Origin of the sequence: Azoarcus sp. CIB, from assembly GCF_001190925.1 — a bacterium.
Classification (GTDB): Bacteria; Pseudomonadota; Gammaproteobacteria; order Burkholderiales; family Rhodocyclaceae; genus Aromatoleum.
In genome coordinates, this window is sequence record NZ_CP011072.1 from 3,601,164 (window position 1) to 3,620,370 (window position 19,207).

Below are 19,207 nucleotides of genomic sequence, written 5' to 3' on the forward strand. Positions count from 1 at the left end.
TCCAAGATGCGACGCGTGGTGTTCAATCAGAAAGGCGGTGTCGGCAAGTCGACCATTACCTGCAACCTGGCGGCGATCAGTGCCCACCAGGGCAAACGCACGCTGGTGGTGGACCTCGACCCGCAGGGGAATTCGACCCAGTACGTGCTCGGCATTTCCGGGGAAAACCTCGAGACCACGCTCGCCGACTTCTTCGATCAGACACTGAATTTCAAGCTCAACCCGAAGAAGATCAAAGAATTCATCGTCGCGAGCCCCTTCCCCAACCTCGACGTGATGCCGTCGCATCCGGGCCTCGAAGACCTCCAGGGCAAGCTCGAGTCGCGCTACAAGATCTACAAGCTGCGCGACGCACTCGCCGAGCTTGCCGATGACTACGACGTCGTCTACATCGACACCCCACCCGCGCTGAACTTCTACACCCGCTCCGCGCTGATTGCTGCGGACAGCTGCCTGATCCCCTTCGACTGCGACGAGTTCTCGCGGCGCGCGCTGTATGCGCTCCTCGAGAACGTGCAGGAGATCCGGGCCGACCACAACCGCGACCTGTCGGTGGAAGGCATCGTCGTTAACCAGTTCCAGGCTCGCGCCGGCCTGCCGCAGAAGGTCGTACAAGAGCTGATCGACGAAGGCTTGCCGGTGCTGGCTCCCTACCTCTCGGCATCGGTGAAGATCAAGGAGTCGCACGAGCAGTCGCGCCCGATGATCCATCTCGACCCAAAGCACAAGCTCGCGCAGGAATACGTCGCGCTCCACGACCGGCTCGCGCGCACCTACGGGGCCTGAGCCCGGCACGACCCGGCGCCCCGCGTCGCGGCGGGGCGCTACCCATCACATCAGGCGGGACTGAGCTTCGCCACGGCCAGCATCAGCCACTTGATGCCGGCCGAGCCAAAATTGATCTGCACCCGCGCATCGGCGCCACTACCCTCGGCCGCAACGATCACCCCCTGGCCGAACTTCGCATGGGTCACCAGCTGGCCGACCCGCAGGCCACCCAGATCCTGGCTTCGCGGCGACGCCTGCACCGACTTGGACACGAATCCCGAGCGCGCGGGCTCGACGCGCATCCCCGCACCACTGCGCGCGCCCATGCTGCGCGGGCTGGGCGGCGAAAGCCATTTCACCAGCCCTTCGGGAATTTCCTCGAGGAAGCGCGAGCGCAGGTTGTAGCGCGTCTGGCCGTGCAGCATGCGGCTCTGCGCAAAACTCAGGTACAGCCGCTCGCGCGCCCGCGTTACCGCGACATACATCAGGCGCCGCTCCTCCTCCAGCCCCTCGTTCTCGAGCGCACTGTTTTCGTGCGGGAACAAACCTTCCTCGAGCCCCGTGAGGAAGACCACGTCGAACTCCAGCCCCTTCGACGAATGCACGGTCATCAACTGCACGGCATCGCTGCCGGCGTCGGCCTGATGCTCGCCCGCCTCGAGCGACGCGTGGGCGAGAAAATCGGCCAGCAGCGCATGCGGCTGCGCGAGCGCCTCGGCATCCGCGCCCGACTCGCCGAGGAAGTTCGCCGCCGCGTTGATGACTTCGTCGAGGTTCTCCAGCCGCTCCTGCCCTTCCTTCTCGCTGCGATAGAAATCACGCAGGCCGCTGGCGTCAAGCACATGGTCCACGAGTTCGGGAAGCGGCAGACGTGACGTGTCGCGGCGCAGATCCTCGACAAGGCGCACAAACTGCGCCAGCACCGTCCCCGGCTTGCCCGAAAGGTGCGGCACCGTCGAGTACAGGCTCGCGTTCCAGGTACGCGCAGCGTCCTGCAGCGCTTCGAGGGAACGCGCACCGATGCCCCGCGTCGGAAAATTCACGACGCGGCTGAACGCCGTGTCGTCGTCGGGATTGGCGATCAGGCGCAGGTAGGCCAGCGCATGCTTGATCTCCTGACGCTCGAAGAAGCGCAGACCGCCATAGACGCGATACGCGATGCCCGCCGAAAACAGCTGGTGTTCGAGCACGCGCGACTGCGCATTCGAACGATAGAGCAGCGCGACGTCCGACCGACTCATGCCGTCGCGCACCAGCGACTGGATCTCTTCGACGATCCAGCGCGCCTCGTCCATGTCCGCATAGGCCTCGAACACGCGGATCGGTTCGCCCGCACCGCGTTCGGTCCACAGGTTCTTGCCCAGCCGGGCAGTGTTGTGGCGGATGATCGCGTTCGCCGCGTCGAGGATGTTGCCGTGCGAGCGGTAGTTCTGTTCCAGCCGGATCACGTTGGCGACGCGGAACTCGCGCTCGAAGTCGCGCATGTTGCCGACTTCCGCGCCGCGGAAGCGGTAGATCGACTGATCGTCGTCACCCACGCAGAACAACGTGGCGCCGCCTTCACGCCCGTCGTCGGCGAGCAGCTTCAGCCAGCGGTACTGCAGGCGGTTCGTGTCCTGGAACTCGTCGACCAGGATGTGACGGAATCGACGCTGGTAGTGACGACGGATCGGTTCATTGCGCTCCAGCAACTCGTACGTGCGCAGCAGCAACTCCGCAAAATCCACAACAGACTCGCGTTGGCATTGCGCCTCATACTCCGCGAAAAGCTCCACCCGGCGTCGGGTGTAATCGTCCCAGGCTTCGACGGCATGCGGACGCAGACCGGCTTCTTTCTGGGCATTGATGAAATGTTGCAGTTCGCGCGGCGGAAACTTCTCGTCATCGACGTTGAGCGCCTTCAGCAGACGCTTGATCGCGGCGAGTTGGTCGCCGGAATCGAGGATCTGGAACAACTGCGGCAAACCGGCGTCACGGTGGTGCGCACGCAGCAGGCGGTTGCACAGCCCGTGAAAGGTGCCGATCCACATTCCGCGTGCGGAATGGCCGAAGGACAGCGGCAGCATCGCCGACAGGCGGCCCAGCAGCTCCTTCGCCGCCTTGTTGGTGAAGGTCACCGCGAGAACGCCTTGCGGATCGGCCTGCCCGGTCTGCACCAGCCACGCGATGCGGGTCGTGAGGACGCGGGTCTTGCCCGAACCTGCACCGGCAAGGATCAGCGCATGCTGAGGCGGAAGGGTGACGGCTTGGAGTTGTTCGGGATTGAGATTGGCGAGCAGATCGGACATGCGGGCTTCCTGTTCAGGCCGCGATTCTAACCGGGAGCGGCACCTTGTTTCTTCCCGGATCGTCGCCCCCGGACCAGGACGAGGCCCAAAAACCGATTCAGTTGAACCTGGAAACCGTTGTGGCAATGCAACATACAGTTGAAAACGTATAACGATCGGCGTACTTTTGAATTGTGCAGAGCAGCAATTCGTTGAGAAATATCAAGGAATCGCGCCGCCGAAACGAAGAAAATTGCAACCAATTTCGATGCTGCATCGCACTAACCGCGCCCTACACGGCCGGCTCAAGAGGCCGATCCGCGCGACGCAAGAACTGGCCGACGATGGCCATCAGGAGAACCCGACCATGAAAACCCCGAAACTACTGCCCTGGTATGCCCGCAAGGCCGGCGTAACCATCGAGCGCGCCACGATGCTCTGGCACCAGGCCGTGCGCGAGGCGACCGCGGCCACGGAGTGGGTGGGCAATTCCGAATACTGGGGCGAAGCGATGAGCGCCTTCCAGCGCCTGCTCGAAAGCGAGCGCGCCACCTTCTGCGCCCCGCGCGTGACGCCGATCGTGCGTTGCCAGAACCGCATCTGGCGCCTGCCGCTGACGGCGATGGAAGACATGGTCTCCGTCTTCTCAGCCAACTGGCAGCGCCAGGCCGGCGCCCCGCGCAAGGCCGCCTGAAATCCGAACCTCCGCGGCCCACGCCGCGACACCGTCTTCCTCCCTCTCCTTCAAAGGAGATTAAGCATCCGGCTCCCTCCGGATGCTTTTTTTTGTCCGCCCACAGCCCTCCCGGACGTGGCAAGCAGAGACGCCGCACGAGGCTCAACGGCTTCGCGGTATACTCGCGCGTTTTCCACGTCTCGACTCTCGCCCGCAAATGCAGGACAAATACACCCCCGCCACGGTCGAATCCGCCGCCCAGCAGCACTGGGAATCCGCCCAGGCCTTCCGCGTCACCGAAGACGCGGGCAAGCCCAAGTACTACTGCCTGAGCATGTTCCCCTACCCGTCGGGCAAGCTGCACATGGGCCACGTGCGCAACTACACGATCGGCGACGTGCTCGCGCGCTACCACCGCATGCGCGGCTACAACGTCCTGCAACCGATGGGCTGGGACGCCTTCGGCATGCCGGCCGAGAACGCCGCGATCCAGAACAACGTGCCGCCGGCAAAGTGGACCTACGCGAACATCGACTACATGAAGGCGCAGCTCAAGCGTCTCGGTTTCGCGATCGACTGGTCCCGCGAACTCGCCACCTGCAAACCCGACTACTACCGCTGGGAACAGTGGCTGTTCACGCGCTTGTACAAGAAGGGCCTGATCTACAAGAAGCTCGGCACCGTGAACTGGGATCCGGTCGACGAGACCGTGCTCGCCAACGAGCAGGTCATCGACGGCAAGGGCTGGCGCAGCGGCGCCGTCGTCGAAAAGCGCGAAATCCCCATGTATTACATGAAGATCACCGCTTACGCGGATGAACTTCTCGACGCGCTCGACGCCCTGCCCGGCTGGCCCGAGCAGGTCAAGCTGATGCAGAAGAACTGGATCGGCCGTTCCGAAGGCGTCGAAGTGCATTTCCCCTACGACCTGTCGACGATCGGCAAATCCGGCGTCCTGAAGGTGTTCACCACCCGCGCCGACACGCTCATGGGTGCGACTTACGTCGCCGTTGCGGCCGAGCACCCACTTGCGCTGCAGGCGGCGGCGAACAACCCGGAACTCGCCGCATTCATCGACGAATGCCGCCACGGCGGCGTCGCCGAGGCCGACCTCGCGACGATGGAGAAGAAGGGCATGCCGACCGGCCTGCGCGTCGTCCATCCGATCTCCGGCGAGTTCATGGACGTCTGGGTCGCGAACTACGTGCTGATGGGGTACGGCGAAGGCGCGGTCATGGCCGTTCCGGCGCACGACGAGCGCGACTTCGCGTTTGCGATGAAATACCACCTGCCGATCCGGATGGTCGTGGGCTCCACGCGCGATGCCTATCTCGACACCACCGCGCCGTGGCAGGACGCCTACAGCGAGCACGGCCGTCTCGTGAATTCCGGAAAGTACGATGGCCTGCACTTCCAGGATGCCGTCGACGCGATTTCCGCCGATCTTGCGGAAAAGGGCCTCGGCGCCAAGCGCACGCAGTATCGCCTGCGCGACTGGGGCATCTCGCGCCAGCGCTACTGGGGCTGCCCGATCCCGATGATCAACTGCGACGACTGCGGCAATGTGCCAGTACCGGACGAGCAACTGCCGGTGGTGCTGCCTGAAAATGTCGAAGTTACCGGCCGCGGCTCACCGCTCGCGAAAATGCCTGAGTTCTACCAGTGCAGCTGCCCGCAGTGCGGCAAGCCCGCTCGCCGCGAGACCGACACGATGGACACCTTCGTCGAGTCCTCGTGGTACTTCCTGCGCTATGCCTCGCCCGACAACGACAAAGCGATGGTCGACGGACGCGTGAACTACTGGGCGCCGGTCGACCAGTACATCGGCGGCATCGAGCACGCGATCCTGCACCTGCTCTACTCGCGCTTCTTCACCCGCGCGATGCGCGACGAAGGCTTGGTGAACGTCTCCGAGCCCTTCACGAACCTGCTCACTCAAGGCATGGTCGTCGCCGAGACCTACTATCGCGACGCCGACGGCGGCAAGAAACAGTGGATCAACCCCGCCGACGTCCAGATCGAACGTGACGACAAGGGCCGCATCGCCGTGGCGAAACTCGCCGCCGACGGCCAGCCGGTCGTCATCGGCGGCACCGAGAAGATGTCGAAGTCGAAGAACAACGGCGTCGATCCGCAAGCCCTGGTCGATCAGTACGGCGCCGACACCGCGCGCCTGTTCATCATCTTCGCCGCGCCACCAGACCAGCAGCTTGAATGGTCCGATTCCGGCGTCGAGGGCGCCTATCGCTTCCTGCGGCGCGTGTGGGCTTTCGGCCACAGCTTCGCCAACGAATTCCGCGCACAGCTCCCGGCCACGCGCACGCTTGCGACCGCCCAGCTGCCCGACGCCCTCGCGTCCGTGCGCCGCGAGATCCACACCTGCCTCAAGCAGGCGAACTACGACTTCGGCAAGCACCAGTTCAACACCGTCGTCTCGGCGGCGATGAAGACCCTCAACGCACTCGAAAAGGCTCCGCGCGACAACGGCGCCGCCCACGCCGAAGTCGCCGAGGAAGGCCTGTCGATCCTGCTGCGGCTGCTCGCCCCGATCACACCGCACGTCGCGCACGCACTGTGGCAAGACTGCGGCTTCGCCGGCGACATCCTCGACGCGAGCTGGCCGGAACCGTCGGACGCCGCACTCAAGCAGGACGAGCTCGACCTCGTGCTGCAGGTCAATGGCAAGCTGCGCGGCAACATCAAGGTGGCAGCGGACGCAAGCTCGTCGCAGATCGAGGCGATCGCGCTGGCCTCCGAGGCGGCGCAGAAATTCATGGAAGGCAAGCCGCCGCGCAAGGTCGTGGTCGTGCCCGGCCGTCTCGTCAACATCGTGGTCTGAGGACTCCTGCGGATGCCCCCTTCCCGCTCCCGCCGCAGCCTGCTGCTGGCCTTCGGCGCCCTCGCCGTAGCGCCGCTGGCCGGCTGCGGATTCCAGTTGCGCGGGCCACGTCCGCTCGCGTTCTCGACCATCCATGTCGGCGTCAGCGCCCAGAGCGAGTTCGGCGCTGCGCTGCGCCGGCGCATTCGCACCAGCGGCACGACAGAAATCGTCGACGACCCGGCCAAGGCCGAGGTGAAGCTCGAGATCCTGCGCAATCAACCCGAGCGCGAGATCCTCACCCTGACGGGGGCAGGCAAGGTGCGCGAGTACGAACTGCGCCACGTCCTCACCTTCCGGCTGGTCGACCGCGCGGGCACCGAACGCATCCGGCCGACCACGATTTCGGCCAAGCGCGAATACACCTACGACGATTCGCAGGTGCTCGCCAAAGAACAGGAAGAAGCCCTGCTCTACCGTGACATGCAGGGTGACCTCGTCGACCAGCTCATGCGCCGACTCGCTGTCGTCAAACCGTGATCCTGCGTCCGGACCAACTGCCCGCCCTCCTCGACAAGCCGCTCGCCCCGCTTTATCTGCTGCATGGCAACGAGCCGCTGCTCGTACTTGAAGCGGCCGACCTGATCCGCGCGGCGGCCCGCCGCCAGGGCTTCGAGGAAAGGGAAACGCTGGTCGTCGGACAAGGGTTCCGCTGGGACAGCCTGAGCGCGGCGGCCGGCAATTTCTCGCTTTTCGGCGGCTCCAAGCTCATCGACCTGCGCATCCCCAATGGGAAGCCCGGCCGCGAGGGCGGCGACGCACTGCAACGGCATGCGCGCAACCCCGGCGGCGGCATCGTCACCCTCATCACCCTGCCCGAACTCGACTGGGCTGCGCGCAAAGCATCTTGGTTTACAGTCCTGTGCGATGCCGGCATCGCGGTCGAGCTCAACGCCCCCGAACGCGAGCGACTGCCGGAATGGATCGCCGGCCGTCTCGCGCGCCAGAATCAGTCGGCGCCGGCCGAGGCGCTCGCCTTCATTGCCGAGCACGTCGAAGGCAACCTCCTCGCGGCGCACCAGGAGATCCTCAAGCTGGGCCTGCTGCACGGGGAAGGACGCCTGACGCTGGAACACGTGCAGGACGCGGTCCTCAACGTCGCGCGCTACGACATCGACAAACTACGCCACGCGCTGCTTGAAGGCGACCCCGTGCGCTGCACGCGCCTGCTCGAAGGCCTGCAGGGCGAGGGATCGGCTCCACCGCTCGTGCTATGGGCGCTCGCGAACGAAATCCGCACGCTCGCAAACCTCAGCTCCGGCGTCGCGTCCGGCCAGCAACTACCGGCCCTGCTCAAGGCCGAGCGCGTCTTCGACGAACGGCGCCGCCAGGCGATCCAGCGCGCGCTGCCGCGCCTCAAGCCGGCGCTGCTGCGCGCCGCGCTGCTGCACGCCGCGCGCATCGACCGCATCATCAAGGGCCTTGCCCCCGGCGACGTGTGGGACGAATTCCTCCAGCTCGCGCTCAGACTCGTCCGCCGCTAACTGTTTCCCGCATGCTGTTTCCGGCACTGGCCGCGCGGCACCGTTCGGTGCTCTAATGCTCTTTTGCACGGCAACACCGGAATCTCCATGGACATTCAGGAATACATGCAGACGCTAGGCCGCCAGGCCCGCGCCGCTTCGCGCCAGCTCGCCCGCGCATCGACCGCCGACAAGAATGCGGCTCTATGCGCGATGGCCGCCGCAATCCGCGAGCGCCGCGAGGAGCTTCTCGCCGCGAATGCGCGCGACCTCGAAGAAGCTCGCGCAGCCGGACTCGAGCCGGCGATGATCGACCGCCTCACCCTCAACGCAAAGGGCATCGAAGCGATGGCCCAAGGCCTGGAACAGGTCGCGGCGCTGCCCGACCCGGTTGGCGAGATCACGGACGTCAAGCGCCGCCCCTCCGGCATCCAGGTCGGCAAGATGCGCGTTCCCCTCGGGGTCATCGGCATCATCTACGAGGCGCGCCCCAACGTCACCGCCGATGCGGCAGCCCTGTGCCTGAAGTCCGGCAACGCTGCGATCCTGCGTGGCGGCAAGGAAGCCCTGCACTGCAACCAGGCGATCGCCGCCTGCGTGCGCGCCGGCCTCGCCGCCGCAGGCCTGCCGGAAACTGCGGTCCAGGTCGTGGACACCACCGACCGGGCCGCCGTGGGTCACCTCATCACGATGCCGGAATTCGTCGACGTCATCGTTCCACGTGGCGGCAAAGGGCTGATCGAGCGGGTCTCACGCGAAGCGCGCGTGCCGGTGATCAAGCATCTCGACGGCAACTGCCACGTCTATGTCGAAACCGAGGCTGATCCCGCCAAGGTCGTGCCCATCGTCGAAAACGCCAAAACGCAGCGCTACGGCACCTGCAATACCGCTGAGTCACTGATCATCGACCGCGCCGTGGCAAGCCGCTTCCTGCCGGAGATCGCCCGCATGCTCGCCGCCAAGGAAGTCGAAATGCGCGGCTGCAGCGAATCGCTCGCTATCCTGCGCGACGCCGCCATCCCCGACGCCCGCCTCGTCACTGCGACCGAGCAGGACTGGAGCGAGGAATACCTCGCGCCGATCATCGCGATCAAGGTGGTGTCGAATATCGACGAGGCGATCGCGCACATCAATACCTTCAGCTCGGGGCATACCGAGGCGATCATCACCGAGAACTACACCCGCGCGATGCGTTTCCTGCGCGAGGTCGATTCGTCGTCGGTAATGGTCAATGCCTCGACGCGCTTTGCCGACGGCTTCGAATACGGATTGGGCGCCGAAATCGGCATCTCCACCGACAAGATCCACGCACGGGGCCCGGTCGGCCTCGAAGGCTTGACGAGCCAGAAGTGGATCGTGTTCGGCAACGGGGAAACGCGCCGGTGACCCATCTTCCCCTCATTTGAACACGCGCTCGTACACTTCCGCTGCAGGAAAACGCCCGTGTACGCACGGGCGTTCTCGTTTACGTCGTGTCACGCAACCGTATCGGACGATACCGATACCCAGAACGGCAAACCCCGGCCATGCACGGCCGCAATCGAATGAACGCGAATAAGCTCGACACTCCGTCTTTGCGGTTCTCGGCTATCCTCGAACTTCCCTTCGGCGGTTTTGGCATTCGCGCGGACGCGGATCGAATTCTCGAACTGCGGTTCCTACCTCCCGACACGCCCACCCTGGCACCCGAAACCGCACTGGCAGAGCAGGCAGCGGCTCAGATCACAGCTTGGCTGGACGATCCGGATCGTGCATTCGACCTACCACTGGCAGAATCGGGGACACCATTCCAGCGCCGCGTATGGGCCGCAATCGCGACAATTCCGCGCGGCACTCATCGCAATTACGGCAGCATCGCGAGCGAACTCGGCAGCGCGGCCCGCGCCGTTGGCCAGGCCTGCGGAGCCAACCCCTTTCCCATTGTCGTCCCCTGTCACCGCGTGGTGGCCGCCGGAGGGGGCCTCGGCGGCTTTGCCAATTCGACTGGCGGCTACCTGCTCGACACCAAACGGTGGCTGCTGCGGTTCGAGGCCAGCCGGTGAGCATCGAGCACCACCTCGACATCGGCACCCGGGCCGAGCTCGACAGTTTCAACGACGCGATGTGGCTCGAACACGGACTGTCGCGCAACACCCTCGCCGGGTATCGCAGCGACCTCGCCCTCTTCGCATTCTGGCTCCAGGAACGAGGCGCACAGCTCCCATATGCCCGTGCGCCCGACCTGGCCGCCTACCTCGCCGAATTCAGCCGGCGGTCCCGACCAGCCAGCCAGCGACGCCTGCTCGCCGCCTGGCGCCGCTACTACCGCCACCTGCTCTTGCAGGGACGCATTGCGGACGATCCCACCACGCTGCTCGATCCGCCGATGCGCACCGAGCGCTTCCCCAAAACCCTCAGCGAGAGCCAGATCGACTGGCTCCTCGCTGCCCCCGATGTCGACAACCCCTTCGGCCTGCGCGATCGCAGCATGCTGGAAGTGCTTTATGCCACCGGATTGCGGGTTTCGGAACTCGTCGGACTCAAGATATTTTCCACGAGCCTTTCCGACGGCGTCGTCCGGGTAATGGGAAAAGGCAGCAAGGAACGGCTGGTTCCGCTCGGCGAAGAAGCGATCGACTGGCTAGCTCGCTATCTCCGGGATGCCCGCCCCGTCCTGCTCGCGGGAAAGAGCAGCGACGATGTCTTCGTCAGCCGGCGCGGCAGCGGAATGACGCGCCAGATGTTCTGGCGCATCATAAAGCAGTACGCAATAACTTCCGGAATTCCCGCCGAAAGCATCTCGCCCCACACGCTACGCCACGCCTTCGCGACCCACCTGCTCAACCACGGCGCCGATTTGCGCGTCGTGCAGATGCTCCTGGGCCACGCCGACATATCGACCACCCAGGTCTACACACATGTCGCGCGCGAACGCCTGAAAGCACTGCATGCGCGACATCACCCGCGTGGATGAACCATTTCCTCAAATACTCCTTCAACGTCAATACGAAATCCGGAGCACCGTCATGAGCAAACAGGATGCGCACGCCCCCGAAACGCCGGCCACGCGTTTCCTCAGGCAGCACTCCGTCGCCTTCTCCGCACATCTTTATGATTACGAGGCACACGGCGGCACGAAAGTATCCTCGCGCGAACTCAATGTTCCGGAGCACGCGGTAGTCAAAACATTGGTCATGGAAGATGAAAATGCCGCGCCGCTGATCGTGCTGATGCATGGCGACCGTAAGGTATCGACCAAGGAGCTCGCGCGCCAGACGGCCAGAAAACGCGTAGAACCGTGCGCCCCGGAAACCGCCAACCGGCACTCCGGCTATCTCGTCGGCGGCACCTCGCCCTTCGGCTTGCGCAAACGCATGCCCATATACATGGAAAGGACGATTCTCGACCTCCCGCTCGTCTATATCAATGGAGGCCGGCGCGGCTTTCTGGTCGGAGTCAGCCCCCACGAGATAATGCGGGTATTGCAACCGGAGCTGGTCAATGCATCCATTTAACGCAGTCACCTGACACCGATTTCGATTTCAATCCATTTCCCGATTCTAATTCCCCGGAATTGCTGGCAGAATATGCGCAGCCAATCATCCGAACGCTCCGTTACCCGCAACGCGGACGAGGACGGTTGTCCAGATCACGTATCAGATCAATAACAATTGAAACCGGAGAAAACATGGAACTGGCCAAGATGTCGCTGACCGAATTGCGCCGACTGCAATCCAAGGTCGAAACGGAGATCCGTCGACGCAGCGATTCCGCCCGCCGCGATCTCCTCAAGAAAATGCAGAAGATGGCTGCTGAAGAAGGCCTGTCGCTGAGCGACCTGCTGCCCAACGCTGCCGCGGAAGAAAAGAACGCACCCGCCAAGCGCAAGGCGAAAACCGCCGTCAAGAAGACCGCCCCTGTCGCCGTGAAATACCGCAACCCGGCAAATCCGGGAATCGGCTGGAGCGGCCGCGGCCGCAAGCCGCAGTGGGTAATCGACTGGCTTGCCCAAAACAAGCCGCTCGCCGAGCTCGAGGCAGTCGCAGCGAAGTAAGCCGATTCGGGGCACTCGGTGCCCCGGTCAAGGCTTCCTCTTTCAGCTCGTGGCCGGGGGAAGGGAAATCCCCTCCCGGCCGCGCTGGATATACACTCCGACTCGCCGAACCCCTTTCATGACGCCCAGCTTGGCGATGCGGATCTTCACCCAGGGGGCGCCGAATTCGTCGAACAGCAGTTTCACGACGAACTCTCCGAGGGTTTCTATCAGGTTGAAGTGGCGCTCGCCGAGCTCCTTGTGGATTCGCTCGATCACTTCCGCATAGTCGATCGTGTCGGCGATGTCGTCCTGCTCCGCCGCCGAATCAGGGACCCCGAACGTCAGGTTGAGCTCCAGCGTCTGCGGTGCGGCCTTTTCGCGCGAATAGATACCGACCCAAGCCTGAACCCTCAACTCCTCGATGAAAATGAAATCCATGTCGCTTCCCGATTAGAATCGCGGCAATTCTAGGTGAAAAAATGACCCTGCTGCCTTTGTTACTGGCCGCCTACCTGCTCGGCTCCATTCCCTTCGCCATCGTTTCCAGCCGCATTTTCGGCCTCGCCGACCCACGCAAGTACGGCTCCGGCAACCCGGGCGCGACCAACGTCCTGCGCAGCGGTAACAAGGCCGCCGCGCTGATGACCCTCTTGGGCGACTGCGCCAAGGGATGGCTCGCCGTCTGGGGCGCAGCCCGGCTGGGCTTCGACGCCACCGATTCCGCCCTCGCCGGACTCGCAGCTTTCCTAGGACATGTCTTCAGCGTGTTCCTGCGCTTCAACGGCGGCAAGGGCGTGGCAACGGCGCTCGGCGTGCTGTTCGGAATCAACGGATGGGTCGCATTGTCCGCACTGGCGACCTGGCTCGCGATCGCATTCACGACGCGCTACTCATCTGCCGCCGCACTGTGCGCCGCACTGGCCACGCCCCTCGCCGGCTACATCCTGCTCGGTCCGACCCCGGTGGTCGGCATTCTCGCGCTCGTCGCAGCAATCCTGATCTGGCGGCACAGCTCCAACATCCGCAAACTGCTCAACGGCACCGAGGGCCGCATCGGCGGCCGCAAGGCCTGAAATCCGCTCGATCCGCCTCAGACCGCCCCAGGCGCGCGCAGCGCCGCCAGGGGCCAGCGCGGATGAATCCTGACCGCACGAGCCACGCCGGGCACCTCGCCGGCCGCCAGCCGGCGCGCGCCGGCAAATGCGATCATCGCTCCGTTGTCCGTGCACAGCTCCGGTTCCGGGTAATACACCCGCCAACCCTTGCGCCGCGTCGCCGCATCGAGACGCTGGCGCAACTGCCGGTTCGCGCCGACGCCTCCGGCCACCACCAGTCGCGCCAAGCCGACCAACTCCAAAGCCTTGAGCGCCTTTGCGCACAGCACCTCGACCACCGAATCCTGAAAGTCGGCTGCCAGATCCGCGGCATCCTCAGGCTCCCACTCCGGGCCGGAAACGACGTTCAGCACCGCGGTCTTCAGACCGCTGAAGCTGAAATCGAGATCCCCCGACCTAAGCATCGGCCGCGGAAGACGGAACCGTCCCGGGCGCCCGCGTTCCGCAAGCGCGGCCAGCTGCGGGCCGCCGGGATATCCCAGGCCGATCAGCTTGGCCGTCTTGTCGAACGCTTCGCCCGCAGCATCGTCGAGCGACTCGCCCAGCAGCACGTACTCCCCCACGCCCGTCACCTGCATGAGCTGGGTGTGTCCGCCCGAAACCAGCAGCGCCACGAACGGAAACTCGGGCGGATCCGCGGACAGCAGCGGCGACAGCAGATGCCCCTCGAGGTGGTGCACCGGCAGCACCGGCACGCCCAGCGACATCCCGAGCGCCTCCGCATAGCTCGCCCCGACCAGCAGTGCCCCTGCGAGACCCGGCCCGGCCGTGTAGGCGATCGCATCGATCTGCGCGAGACCGCAGCCGGACTCGGCAAGCGCCTGCCGCACGAGGACCGGAAGTCGGCGGATATGGTCGCGCGAAGCCAGCTCCGGAACGACGCCGCCATATGTCGCATGCAGATCAATCTGCGAATGCAAGCAATGCCCGAGCAGCCCCGCCTCGACGTCGTACACCGCCACCCCCGTTTCATCGCAGGAGCTTTCGATTCCCAGAACTCTCATGATTTGCAGTCAACAGCCTCGCCGATCGGACAGAACACCATTCTAACGGGCCGGCAATTCGAAAGCTAAGTTTGTACTTGGCTTGTCGGAATCGAACGGATATAATCCGCGCTTTCCGCCTACCAGACACACAAGGAAGTTCGCAATGCCGGGTATCCGCGTCAAGGAGAACGAGCCGTTTGAAGTCGCCATTCGCCGCTTCAAGCGCACCATCGAAAAAACCGGTTTGCTGACCGAGCTGCGCGCCCGCGAGTTCTACGAAAAGCCCACCGCGGAGCGTAAGCGCAAGTCGGCCGCCGCCGTGAAGCGCAACCACAAGCGCCTGCGCAGCCAGACCCTGCCGCCGAAGCTGTACTGATCCCCTTCCGGGTCCAGCAGCCGGTCATCCACGCCGGGCGCAAGTCATTCGACTTGCGCCCGGCGTGGCTTTTGCATTTCCATTCGGAGCATTGTCCATGTCTCTCATGCAACGCATTCAGGACGACATGAAGGCCGCCCTGCGCGCCAAAGACAGCGCACGTCTTTCCGCCGTGCGGCTGCTTATCGCTGCGATCAAGCAGCGCGAGATCGACGACCGGATCGAACTCGACGACACCGGGATCCAGGGCACGGTCGAGAAACTGGTCAAACAGCGCCGTGATTCCGCGACCCAGTACGACGCCGCAAACCGCCCCGACCTCGCCGCCAACGAGCGGTTCGAGATCGACGTGCTGTCAGCCTATCTACCCGCCCAACTGTCGGACGCAGAACTCGACGCCGAGATCGCTGCAGCCATCGCCGATGCCGGAGCCACCGGCATTGCCGACCTGGGCCGCGTGATGCCGCAACTCAAGACTCGCCTTGCCGGACGTGCGGACATGGCGGAAGCCTCGCGCAGGGTTCGCGCCAGACTCTCGGCCTGAGCACCTACCGCCCGAACGCGGGCGGCGGCAACCATGATCCCGCAGTCGTTCATCCAGGACCTGCTCACGCGCGTCGACATTGTCGATGTCATCGAACGCCATCTCACCCTGAAGAAGAGCGGCGCGAACTACTTCGCCTGCTGCCCCTTCCACGGGGAGAAGTCCGCATCGTTCTCCGTCAGCCCGAGCAAGCAGTTCTACCACTGCTTCGGCTGCGGCGCACACGGCAGCGCCGTCGGCTTCCTGATGGAATATAGCGGACTCTCGTTCGTGGAAGCGGTCAAGGAACTCGCATCCTACGCAGGACTGCAGGTTCCGCAGGAAAACCGCCCCGGCTTCCGCCCCGAAGCGGCGTCAGCTCATGACGGACTGATCGAAGCGATGACGGCAGCCGCCCGCTTCTATCGCGAACAACTCAAGACCGCGCCAGCCGCGATCGACTACCTCAAACGGCGCGGCGTGTCAGGCGAGATCGCCGCTCGCTTCGGCATCGGCTTCGCACCCGACGACTGGCAAGCCCTGCGCGACACTTTTCCGAACTACGACGCCAGACCCCTGCTCGACGCCGGCCTGGTGATAGAGAACGACGCCGGGCGCCGCTACGACCGCTTCCGCAACCGCATCATGTTCCCGATCCAGGACCGCCGCGGGCGCATCATCGCGTTCGGCGGACGGGTCCTCGACACGGGCGAACCGAAGTACCTCAACTCCCCCGAAACCCCGCTGTTCGAGAAGGGACGCGAACTGTACGGTCTTCCTCAGGCCCAGAAAGCGATCCGCGACGCCGGCTACTCGATTGTCGTCGAAGGCTACATGGACGTCGTCGCGCTGGCGCAATTCGGCGTCGCCAATGCCGTCGCGACCCTCGGCACCGCGACCACCCCGCATCACATCAACACGCTGCTGCGCCAGTCGCAGCGCATCGTTTTCTGCTTCGATGGCGACAACGCGGGACGCAAGGCGGCACGGCGCGCGCTCGAGTCCGCACTCGAGGCGCTACGCGACGACGTTACGCTGGCCTTCCTGTTCCTGCCCGAACGGCACGACCCGGACTCCTTCGTTCGCGAGTACGGCGCCGAAGCGTTCAATCAGGCCGCTCACGACGCCACACCGCTGACGGCCTTTCTGCTCAACGAACTGCGCGCCGAATGCCCGCTCGACACCGCCGAAGGGCGCGCCCGGCTCGTGCATGATGCGAAGCCCCTGGTCACCCGCATCGCGGCGCCGATGCTGCGCCTGCAGATCATCAAAGCGATCGCAGACACCTCGGGATTCAGCCAGAACGAAGTAGAAACGGCCTTCGGCCTCAAAGTACAAAGCACCTCGCGCCAATCGCGCGAGGCCGGATTCGACGGCTGGCGTGACCGCAGCCCTCCGGGCTTCCCCGCCCCGCCCCCGAACCGCCAGCGCCGACGCCCCCCCTCGGAAGCAAACACCCTCCTGCGCCTCGTCCTGCAGCATCCCGCATGGGCCGCACGGCTGCCGGTCGACCTCATCCCCGTCCATACCGCCGAAGGCCAAGCCTTGGTCGCGATCATCGATCTGTCGAGCACCGGCGACCTGGCGATGAACGTCGGACTGGGCGCGCTGGTCGAACAGTTCCGCGACACCCCTCACGCCGACACACTGGCGCGCGTGGCGGCGGAACTGGTCGACGCGGAATTTGGCGAGGACGTCGTCGAGATCCTCTTCGAAGACACCCTGAACAAGCTCCACGCCAATGCAATCACCCGCGAGATCGTTGCCCTGACAGCGCAGGAGCGCGAGTCGGGACTTTCGCCGATCGACAGGCATCGCCTCGCGGAACTGCTGCTCGAAAAAATGAGCCTTGTCAACGTCCGCAAAACGCTGGACGTTTAGTATAATTGCAGGTTACCCAATTCATCTTTCGCCCGATTCAAGGAGTGCCATGGCCCGCGAAAAAACCAAGGATTCGCGCAAGGATAGCCCCAAAGGACGTGCCTCCAAGGCCAAGGACAAGGCCGTTCTGATCGCCGAAGGGCCTGAACTCGGGCCCGTCGACGCCGAAATCCGCAGGACCCGCCTCAAGACCCTGATCACGCTCGGCAAGGAGCGCGGCTACCTCACCTACGCCGAGATCAGCGACCACCTTCCTGACGACGTCGCCGATGCCGAGCAGATCGAAGGCATCATCGCGACCTTCAACAACATGGGCATCCGGGTCTTCGATGCGGCCCCGGCTGCCGAAGATCTGCTGATGTCGGACGCCGTGCCGAGCACGGTGGACGAAGACGTCGCGGAGGAGGAAGCGGAACAGGCGCTGTCATCGGTCGACTCAGAATTCGGGCGCACCACCGATCCCGTGCGCATGTACATGCGCGAAATGGGCACCGTCGAACTGCTCACCCGTGAAGGCGAAATCGAGATCGCCAAGCGGATCGAAGACGGGTTGCGCCACATGGTCCAGGCGATCTCCGCGTGCCCGACCACCATCGTCGAAATGTTGGGGCTCACCGACAAAGTCGCGCAGGACGAAATGCGCATCGACGAACTCGTCGATGGCCTGATCGATCCGAACGCTGCCTCTGCCGAAGAGGAAGCGGCCATGTCCGAGGCCGAAGAGGGCGACGAGGACGCCGAGGACGAGGAGAGCGCCGACGAAGTCGAAGACGACGACGAAAGCTCCGAGGAAAAGGAAGCCGCCGCCAACGCCGCAACCCTCCTGCAACTGAAGAACGAAGCCCTCGCACGCTTCGCGATCATCCGCGAACTGAACGAGCGCAAGATGGCCGCCCTCGCCGACCGTGGCTCGCAGGACGCGAATTACCTTTCGCTGCAGCAGCAGATTTCGGACGAACTCCTCAACATCCGCTTCACCGCCAAGTCGATCGAACGCCTGTGCGACTCCGTGCGCCACATGGTCGAGCAGGTGCGCGGCCATGAGCGCCAGATCCTGCAGCTGTGCGTGGACCGTGCCGGCATGCCGCGCCAGCACTTCATCAAGGTCTTCCCGGGCAAGGAAGTCGACCTCGACTGGCTCAAGGACGAGATCGGCGTCGGCAAGAACTACGCCGAGGGACTGATGCGCGTGCATCCCGCAGTGCTCGAAGAGCAGCAGAAGCTCATCGACCTGCAGACCCGCATCGGTATTCCGCTCAAGGAGCTCAAGGACATCAACCGCCAGATGTCGACCGGCGAGGCCAAGATGCGCCGCGCCAAGCGCGAGATGACCGAAGCGAACCTGCGGCTCGTGATTTCCATCGCGAAGAAGTACACGAACCGCGGCCTGCAGTTCCTCGACCTGATCCAGGAAGGCAACATCGGCCTGATGAAGGCGGTCGACAAGTTCGAATACCGCCGCGGCTACAAGTTCTCGACCTACGCGACGTGGTGGATCCGCCAGGCAATCACCCGCTCGATCGCCGACCAGGCGCGCACGATCCGCATCCCGGTTCATATGATCGAGACGATCAACAAGATGAACCGCATCAGCCGGCAGATCCTGCAGGAGACCGGTCAGGAACCGGATCCCGCGACGCTCGCCGAGAAGATGGAGATGCCCGAGGAGAAGATCCGCAAGATCATGAAGATCTCCAAGGAGCCGATCTCGATGGAAACGCCGATCGGCGACGACGACGACTCCCATCTGGGCGACTTCATCGAGGACCAGGCGACGCTGGCCCCGGCCGACGCGGCGATGTACTCCAGCCTGCGCGACGCCACCGGCGAAGTGCTCGATTCCCTCACCGCGCGCGAAGCGAAGGTGCTGCGCATGCGCTTTGGCATCGAGATGAATACCGACCACACCCTCGAGGAAGTCGGCAAGCAATTCGACGTCACCCGCGAGCGCATCCGCCAGATCGAAGCCAAGGCCCTGCGCAAACTGCGCCACCCGAGCCGCTCGGAGCGCTTGCGCAGCTTCCTCGATAGCGACGCCTGATGCCCCCGCGCCCGCTCCGGCGGGCGCCCGCTTTCCGGGCCGATGCTGCAGTCGGCGAAGGCAGCCAAGCACTGCGGTAAGCAGTCAGTTCAAGGGCCTCTAGCTCATGCCTGGTTAGAGCAGCGGACTCATAATCCGTTGGTGCTGGGTTCGACTCCCAGGGGGCCCACCAAAAATAAGGGGTTACATCGAAACGATGTAACCCCTTTGTCTTTCCC

The 19,207-nt window shown here is 64.3% G+C and carries 18 protein-coding genes and 1 tRNA gene; 16 read left to right on the plus strand and 3 right to left on the minus strand.

All coding sequences use genetic code 11. The annotated features are described in order from the left end of the window. The first annotated feature begins 6 nt into the window (after positions 1-6). On the plus strand, positions 7-786 hold the full coding sequence (locus AzCIB_RS16030; RefSeq protein ID WP_050416806.1) for a ParA family protein: 780 nt from the start codon (positions 7-9) through the stop codon (positions 784-786). A gap of 50 nt (positions 787-836) precedes the next feature. Here AzCIB_RS16030 and AzCIB_RS16035 read toward each other — a convergent pair whose 3' ends face one another. Then, complete coding sequence (locus AzCIB_RS16035; protein WP_050416807.1) at positions 837-3,056, minus strand: UvrD-helicase domain-containing protein; 2,220 nt, start codon at positions 3,054-3,056, stop codon at positions 837-839. A 346-nt stretch (positions 3,057-3,402) separates the two neighbouring features. Between AzCIB_RS16035 and AzCIB_RS16040 the strand changes: the two genes are divergently transcribed. The 9 genes from AzCIB_RS16040 to AzCIB_RS16080 all read left to right on the plus strand — a co-directional run bounded on the left by AzCIB_RS16040 (position 3,403) and on the right by AzCIB_RS16080 (position 12,085). Continuing rightward, positions 3,403-3,729 carry a hypothetical protein gene (locus AzCIB_RS16040; RefSeq protein WP_050418406.1) on the plus strand — a complete coding sequence of 109 codons (327 nt, stop codon included), beginning with the start codon at positions 3,403-3,405 and terminating at the stop codon, positions 3,727-3,729. A gap of 199 nt (positions 3,730-3,928) precedes the next feature. Next, the gene (leuS, locus tag AzCIB_RS16045; RefSeq protein WP_050416808.1) at positions 3,929-6,550 is read left to right on the plus strand and encodes a leucine--tRNA ligase; all 2,622 of its coding nucleotides are present in this window, start codon (positions 3,929-3,931) and stop codon (positions 6,548-6,550) included. Between the two features lie 12 nt (positions 6,551-6,562). Next, positions 6,563-7,069, plus strand: a complete 507-nt coding sequence (locus AzCIB_RS16050; RefSeq protein WP_050416809.1) for an LPS-assembly lipoprotein LptE — start codon at positions 6,563-6,565, stop codon at positions 7,067-7,069. After that, a complete protein-coding gene (gene holA / locus AzCIB_RS16055; RefSeq protein ID WP_050416810.1) occupies positions 7,066-8,073 on the plus strand; it encodes a DNA polymerase III subunit delta in 1,008 nt (335 codons plus the stop codon). The genes AzCIB_RS16050 and holA overlap by 4 nt, the downstream gene beginning before the upstream one ends. A gap of 87 nt (positions 8,074-8,160) precedes the next feature. Beyond that, positions 8,161-9,438: a glutamate-5-semialdehyde dehydrogenase gene (locus AzCIB_RS16060; protein ID WP_050416811.1), complete on the plus strand. Its 1,278-nt coding sequence runs from the start codon at positions 8,161-8,163 to the stop codon at positions 9,436-9,438. A 158-nt stretch (positions 9,439-9,596) separates the two neighbouring features. Beyond that, on the plus strand, positions 9,597-10,094 hold the full coding sequence (locus tag AzCIB_RS16065) for a methylated-DNA--[protein]-cysteine S-methyltransferase (RefSeq protein WP_050418407.1): 498 nt from the start codon (positions 9,597-9,599) through the stop codon (positions 10,092-10,094). Then, a complete protein-coding gene (gene xerD, locus AzCIB_RS16070; protein WP_083447040.1) occupies positions 10,091-11,005 on the plus strand; it encodes a site-specific tyrosine recombinase XerD in 915 nt (304 codons plus the stop codon). Before AzCIB_RS16065 ends, xerD begins: the two co-directional genes overlap by 4 nt. Positions 11,006-11,057: 52 nt before the next feature. Beyond that, complete coding sequence (locus tag AzCIB_RS16075; RefSeq protein ID WP_050416813.1) at positions 11,058-11,546, plus strand: aminoacyl-tRNA deacylase; 489 nt, start codon at positions 11,058-11,060, stop codon at positions 11,544-11,546. A gap of 173 nt (positions 11,547-11,719) precedes the next feature. After that, positions 11,720-12,085, plus strand: a complete 366-nt coding sequence (locus AzCIB_RS16080; RefSeq protein WP_050416814.1) for an H-NS histone family protein — start codon at positions 11,720-11,722, stop codon at positions 12,083-12,085. 42 nt (positions 12,086-12,127) lie between these two features. Here AzCIB_RS16080 and AzCIB_RS16085 read toward each other — a convergent pair whose 3' ends face one another. Then, positions 12,128-12,505 (minus strand): dihydroneopterin aldolase, encoded by a 378-nt coding sequence (locus AzCIB_RS16085; RefSeq protein WP_050416815.1) that lies wholly within the window; start codon positions 12,503-12,505, stop codon positions 12,128-12,130. A 41-nt stretch (positions 12,506-12,546) separates the two neighbouring features. On the opposite strand from AzCIB_RS16085, the gene plsY reads away from it, so the two are divergent. Then, positions 12,547-13,140 (plus strand): glycerol-3-phosphate 1-O-acyltransferase PlsY, encoded by a 594-nt coding sequence (gene plsY / locus AzCIB_RS16090; protein WP_050416816.1) that lies wholly within the window; start codon positions 12,547-12,549, stop codon positions 13,138-13,140. A 17-nt stretch (positions 13,141-13,157) separates the two neighbouring features. On the opposite strand, the gene tsaD is transcribed toward plsY, so the two are convergent. Continuing rightward, positions 13,158-14,186 (minus strand): tRNA (adenosine(37)-N6)-threonylcarbamoyltransferase complex transferase subunit TsaD, encoded by a 1,029-nt coding sequence (gene tsaD / locus AzCIB_RS16095; protein WP_050416817.1) that lies wholly within the window; start codon positions 14,184-14,186, stop codon positions 13,158-13,160. A 145-nt stretch (positions 14,187-14,331) separates the two neighbouring features. Between tsaD and rpsU the strand changes: the two genes are divergently transcribed. The 5 genes from rpsU to AzCIB_RS16120 all read left to right on the plus strand — a co-directional run bounded on the left by rpsU (position 14,332) and on the right by AzCIB_RS16120 (position 19,161). Further along, entirely contained in the window at positions 14,332-14,544 is a 213-nt protein-coding gene (rpsU, locus tag AzCIB_RS16100; protein WP_011238288.1) for a 30S ribosomal protein S21, read from the plus strand. Positions 14,545-14,641: 97 nt separating this feature from the next. Continuing rightward, positions 14,642-15,088 (plus strand): GatB/YqeY domain-containing protein, encoded by a 447-nt coding sequence (locus tag AzCIB_RS16105; RefSeq protein ID WP_050416818.1) that lies wholly within the window; start codon positions 14,642-14,644, stop codon positions 15,086-15,088. 33 nt (positions 15,089-15,121) lie between these two features. After that, complete coding sequence (gene dnaG / locus AzCIB_RS16110) at positions 15,122-16,948, plus strand: DNA primase (protein ID WP_050416819.1); 1,827 nt, start codon at positions 15,122-15,124, stop codon at positions 16,946-16,948. Positions 16,949-16,997: 49 nt separating this feature from the next. Then, positions 16,998-18,989 carry an RNA polymerase sigma factor RpoD gene (gene rpoD, locus AzCIB_RS16115; RefSeq protein ID WP_050416820.1) on the plus strand — a complete coding sequence of 664 codons (1,992 nt, stop codon included), beginning with the start codon at positions 16,998-17,000 and terminating at the stop codon, positions 18,987-18,989. 93 nt (positions 18,990-19,082) lie between these two features. After that, a tRNA-Ile gene (locus AzCIB_RS16120) sits at positions 19,083-19,161 on the plus strand. The last annotated feature ends 46 nt before the right edge of the window (positions 19,162-19,207 follow it).

Bases quoted from the DNA above. Each gene is read 5' to 3' on its own strand.
- AzCIB_RS16030 (WP_050416806.1), top strand. From the start codon at position 7: ATGCGACGCGTGGTGTTCAATCAGAAAGGCGGTGTCGGCAAGTCGACC.
- AzCIB_RS16035 (WP_050416807.1), bottom strand. From the start codon at position 3,056: ATGTCCGATCTGCTCGCCAATCTCAATCCCGAACAACTCCAAGCCGTC.
- AzCIB_RS16040 (WP_050418406.1), top strand. From the start codon at position 3,403: ATGAAAACCCCGAAACTACTGCCCTGGTATGCCCGCAAGGCCGGCGTA.
- leuS (WP_050416808.1), top strand. From the start codon at position 3,929: ATGCAGGACAAATACACCCCCGCCACGGTCGAATCCGCCGCCCAGCAG.
- AzCIB_RS16050 (WP_050416809.1), top strand. From the start codon at position 6,563: ATGCCCCCTTCCCGCTCCCGCCGCAGCCTGCTGCTGGCCTTCGGCGCC.
- AzCIB_RS16060 (WP_050416811.1), top strand. From the start codon at position 8,161: ATGGACATTCAGGAATACATGCAGACGCTAGGCCGCCAGGCCCGCGCC.
- AzCIB_RS16065 (WP_050418407.1), top strand. From the start codon at position 9,597: ATGAACGCGAATAAGCTCGACACTCCGTCTTTGCGGTTCTCGGCTATC.
- AzCIB_RS16075 (WP_050416813.1), top strand. From the start codon at position 11,058: ATGAGCAAACAGGATGCGCACGCCCCCGAAACGCCGGCCACGCGTTTC.
- AzCIB_RS16080 (WP_050416814.1), top strand. From the start codon at position 11,720: ATGGAACTGGCCAAGATGTCGCTGACCGAATTGCGCCGACTGCAATCC.
- AzCIB_RS16085 (WP_050416815.1), bottom strand. From the start codon at position 12,505: ATGGATTTCATTTTCATCGAGGAGTTGAGGGTTCAGGCTTGGGTCGGT.
- plsY (WP_050416816.1), top strand. From the start codon at position 12,547: ATGACCCTGCTGCCTTTGTTACTGGCCGCCTACCTGCTCGGCTCCATT.
- tsaD (WP_050416817.1), bottom strand. From the start codon at position 14,186: ATGAGAGTTCTGGGAATCGAAAGCTCCTGCGATGAAACGGGGGTGGCG.
- rpsU (WP_011238288.1), top strand. From the start codon at position 14,332: ATGCCGGGTATCCGCGTCAAGGAGAACGAGCCGTTTGAAGTCGCCATT.
- AzCIB_RS16105 (WP_050416818.1), top strand. From the start codon at position 14,642: ATGTCTCTCATGCAACGCATTCAGGACGACATGAAGGCCGCCCTGCGC.
- dnaG (WP_050416819.1), top strand. From the start codon at position 15,122: ATGATCCCGCAGTCGTTCATCCAGGACCTGCTCACGCGCGTCGACATT.
- rpoD (WP_050416820.1), top strand. From the start codon at position 16,998: ATGGCCCGCGAAAAAACCAAGGATTCGCGCAAGGATAGCCCCAAAGGA.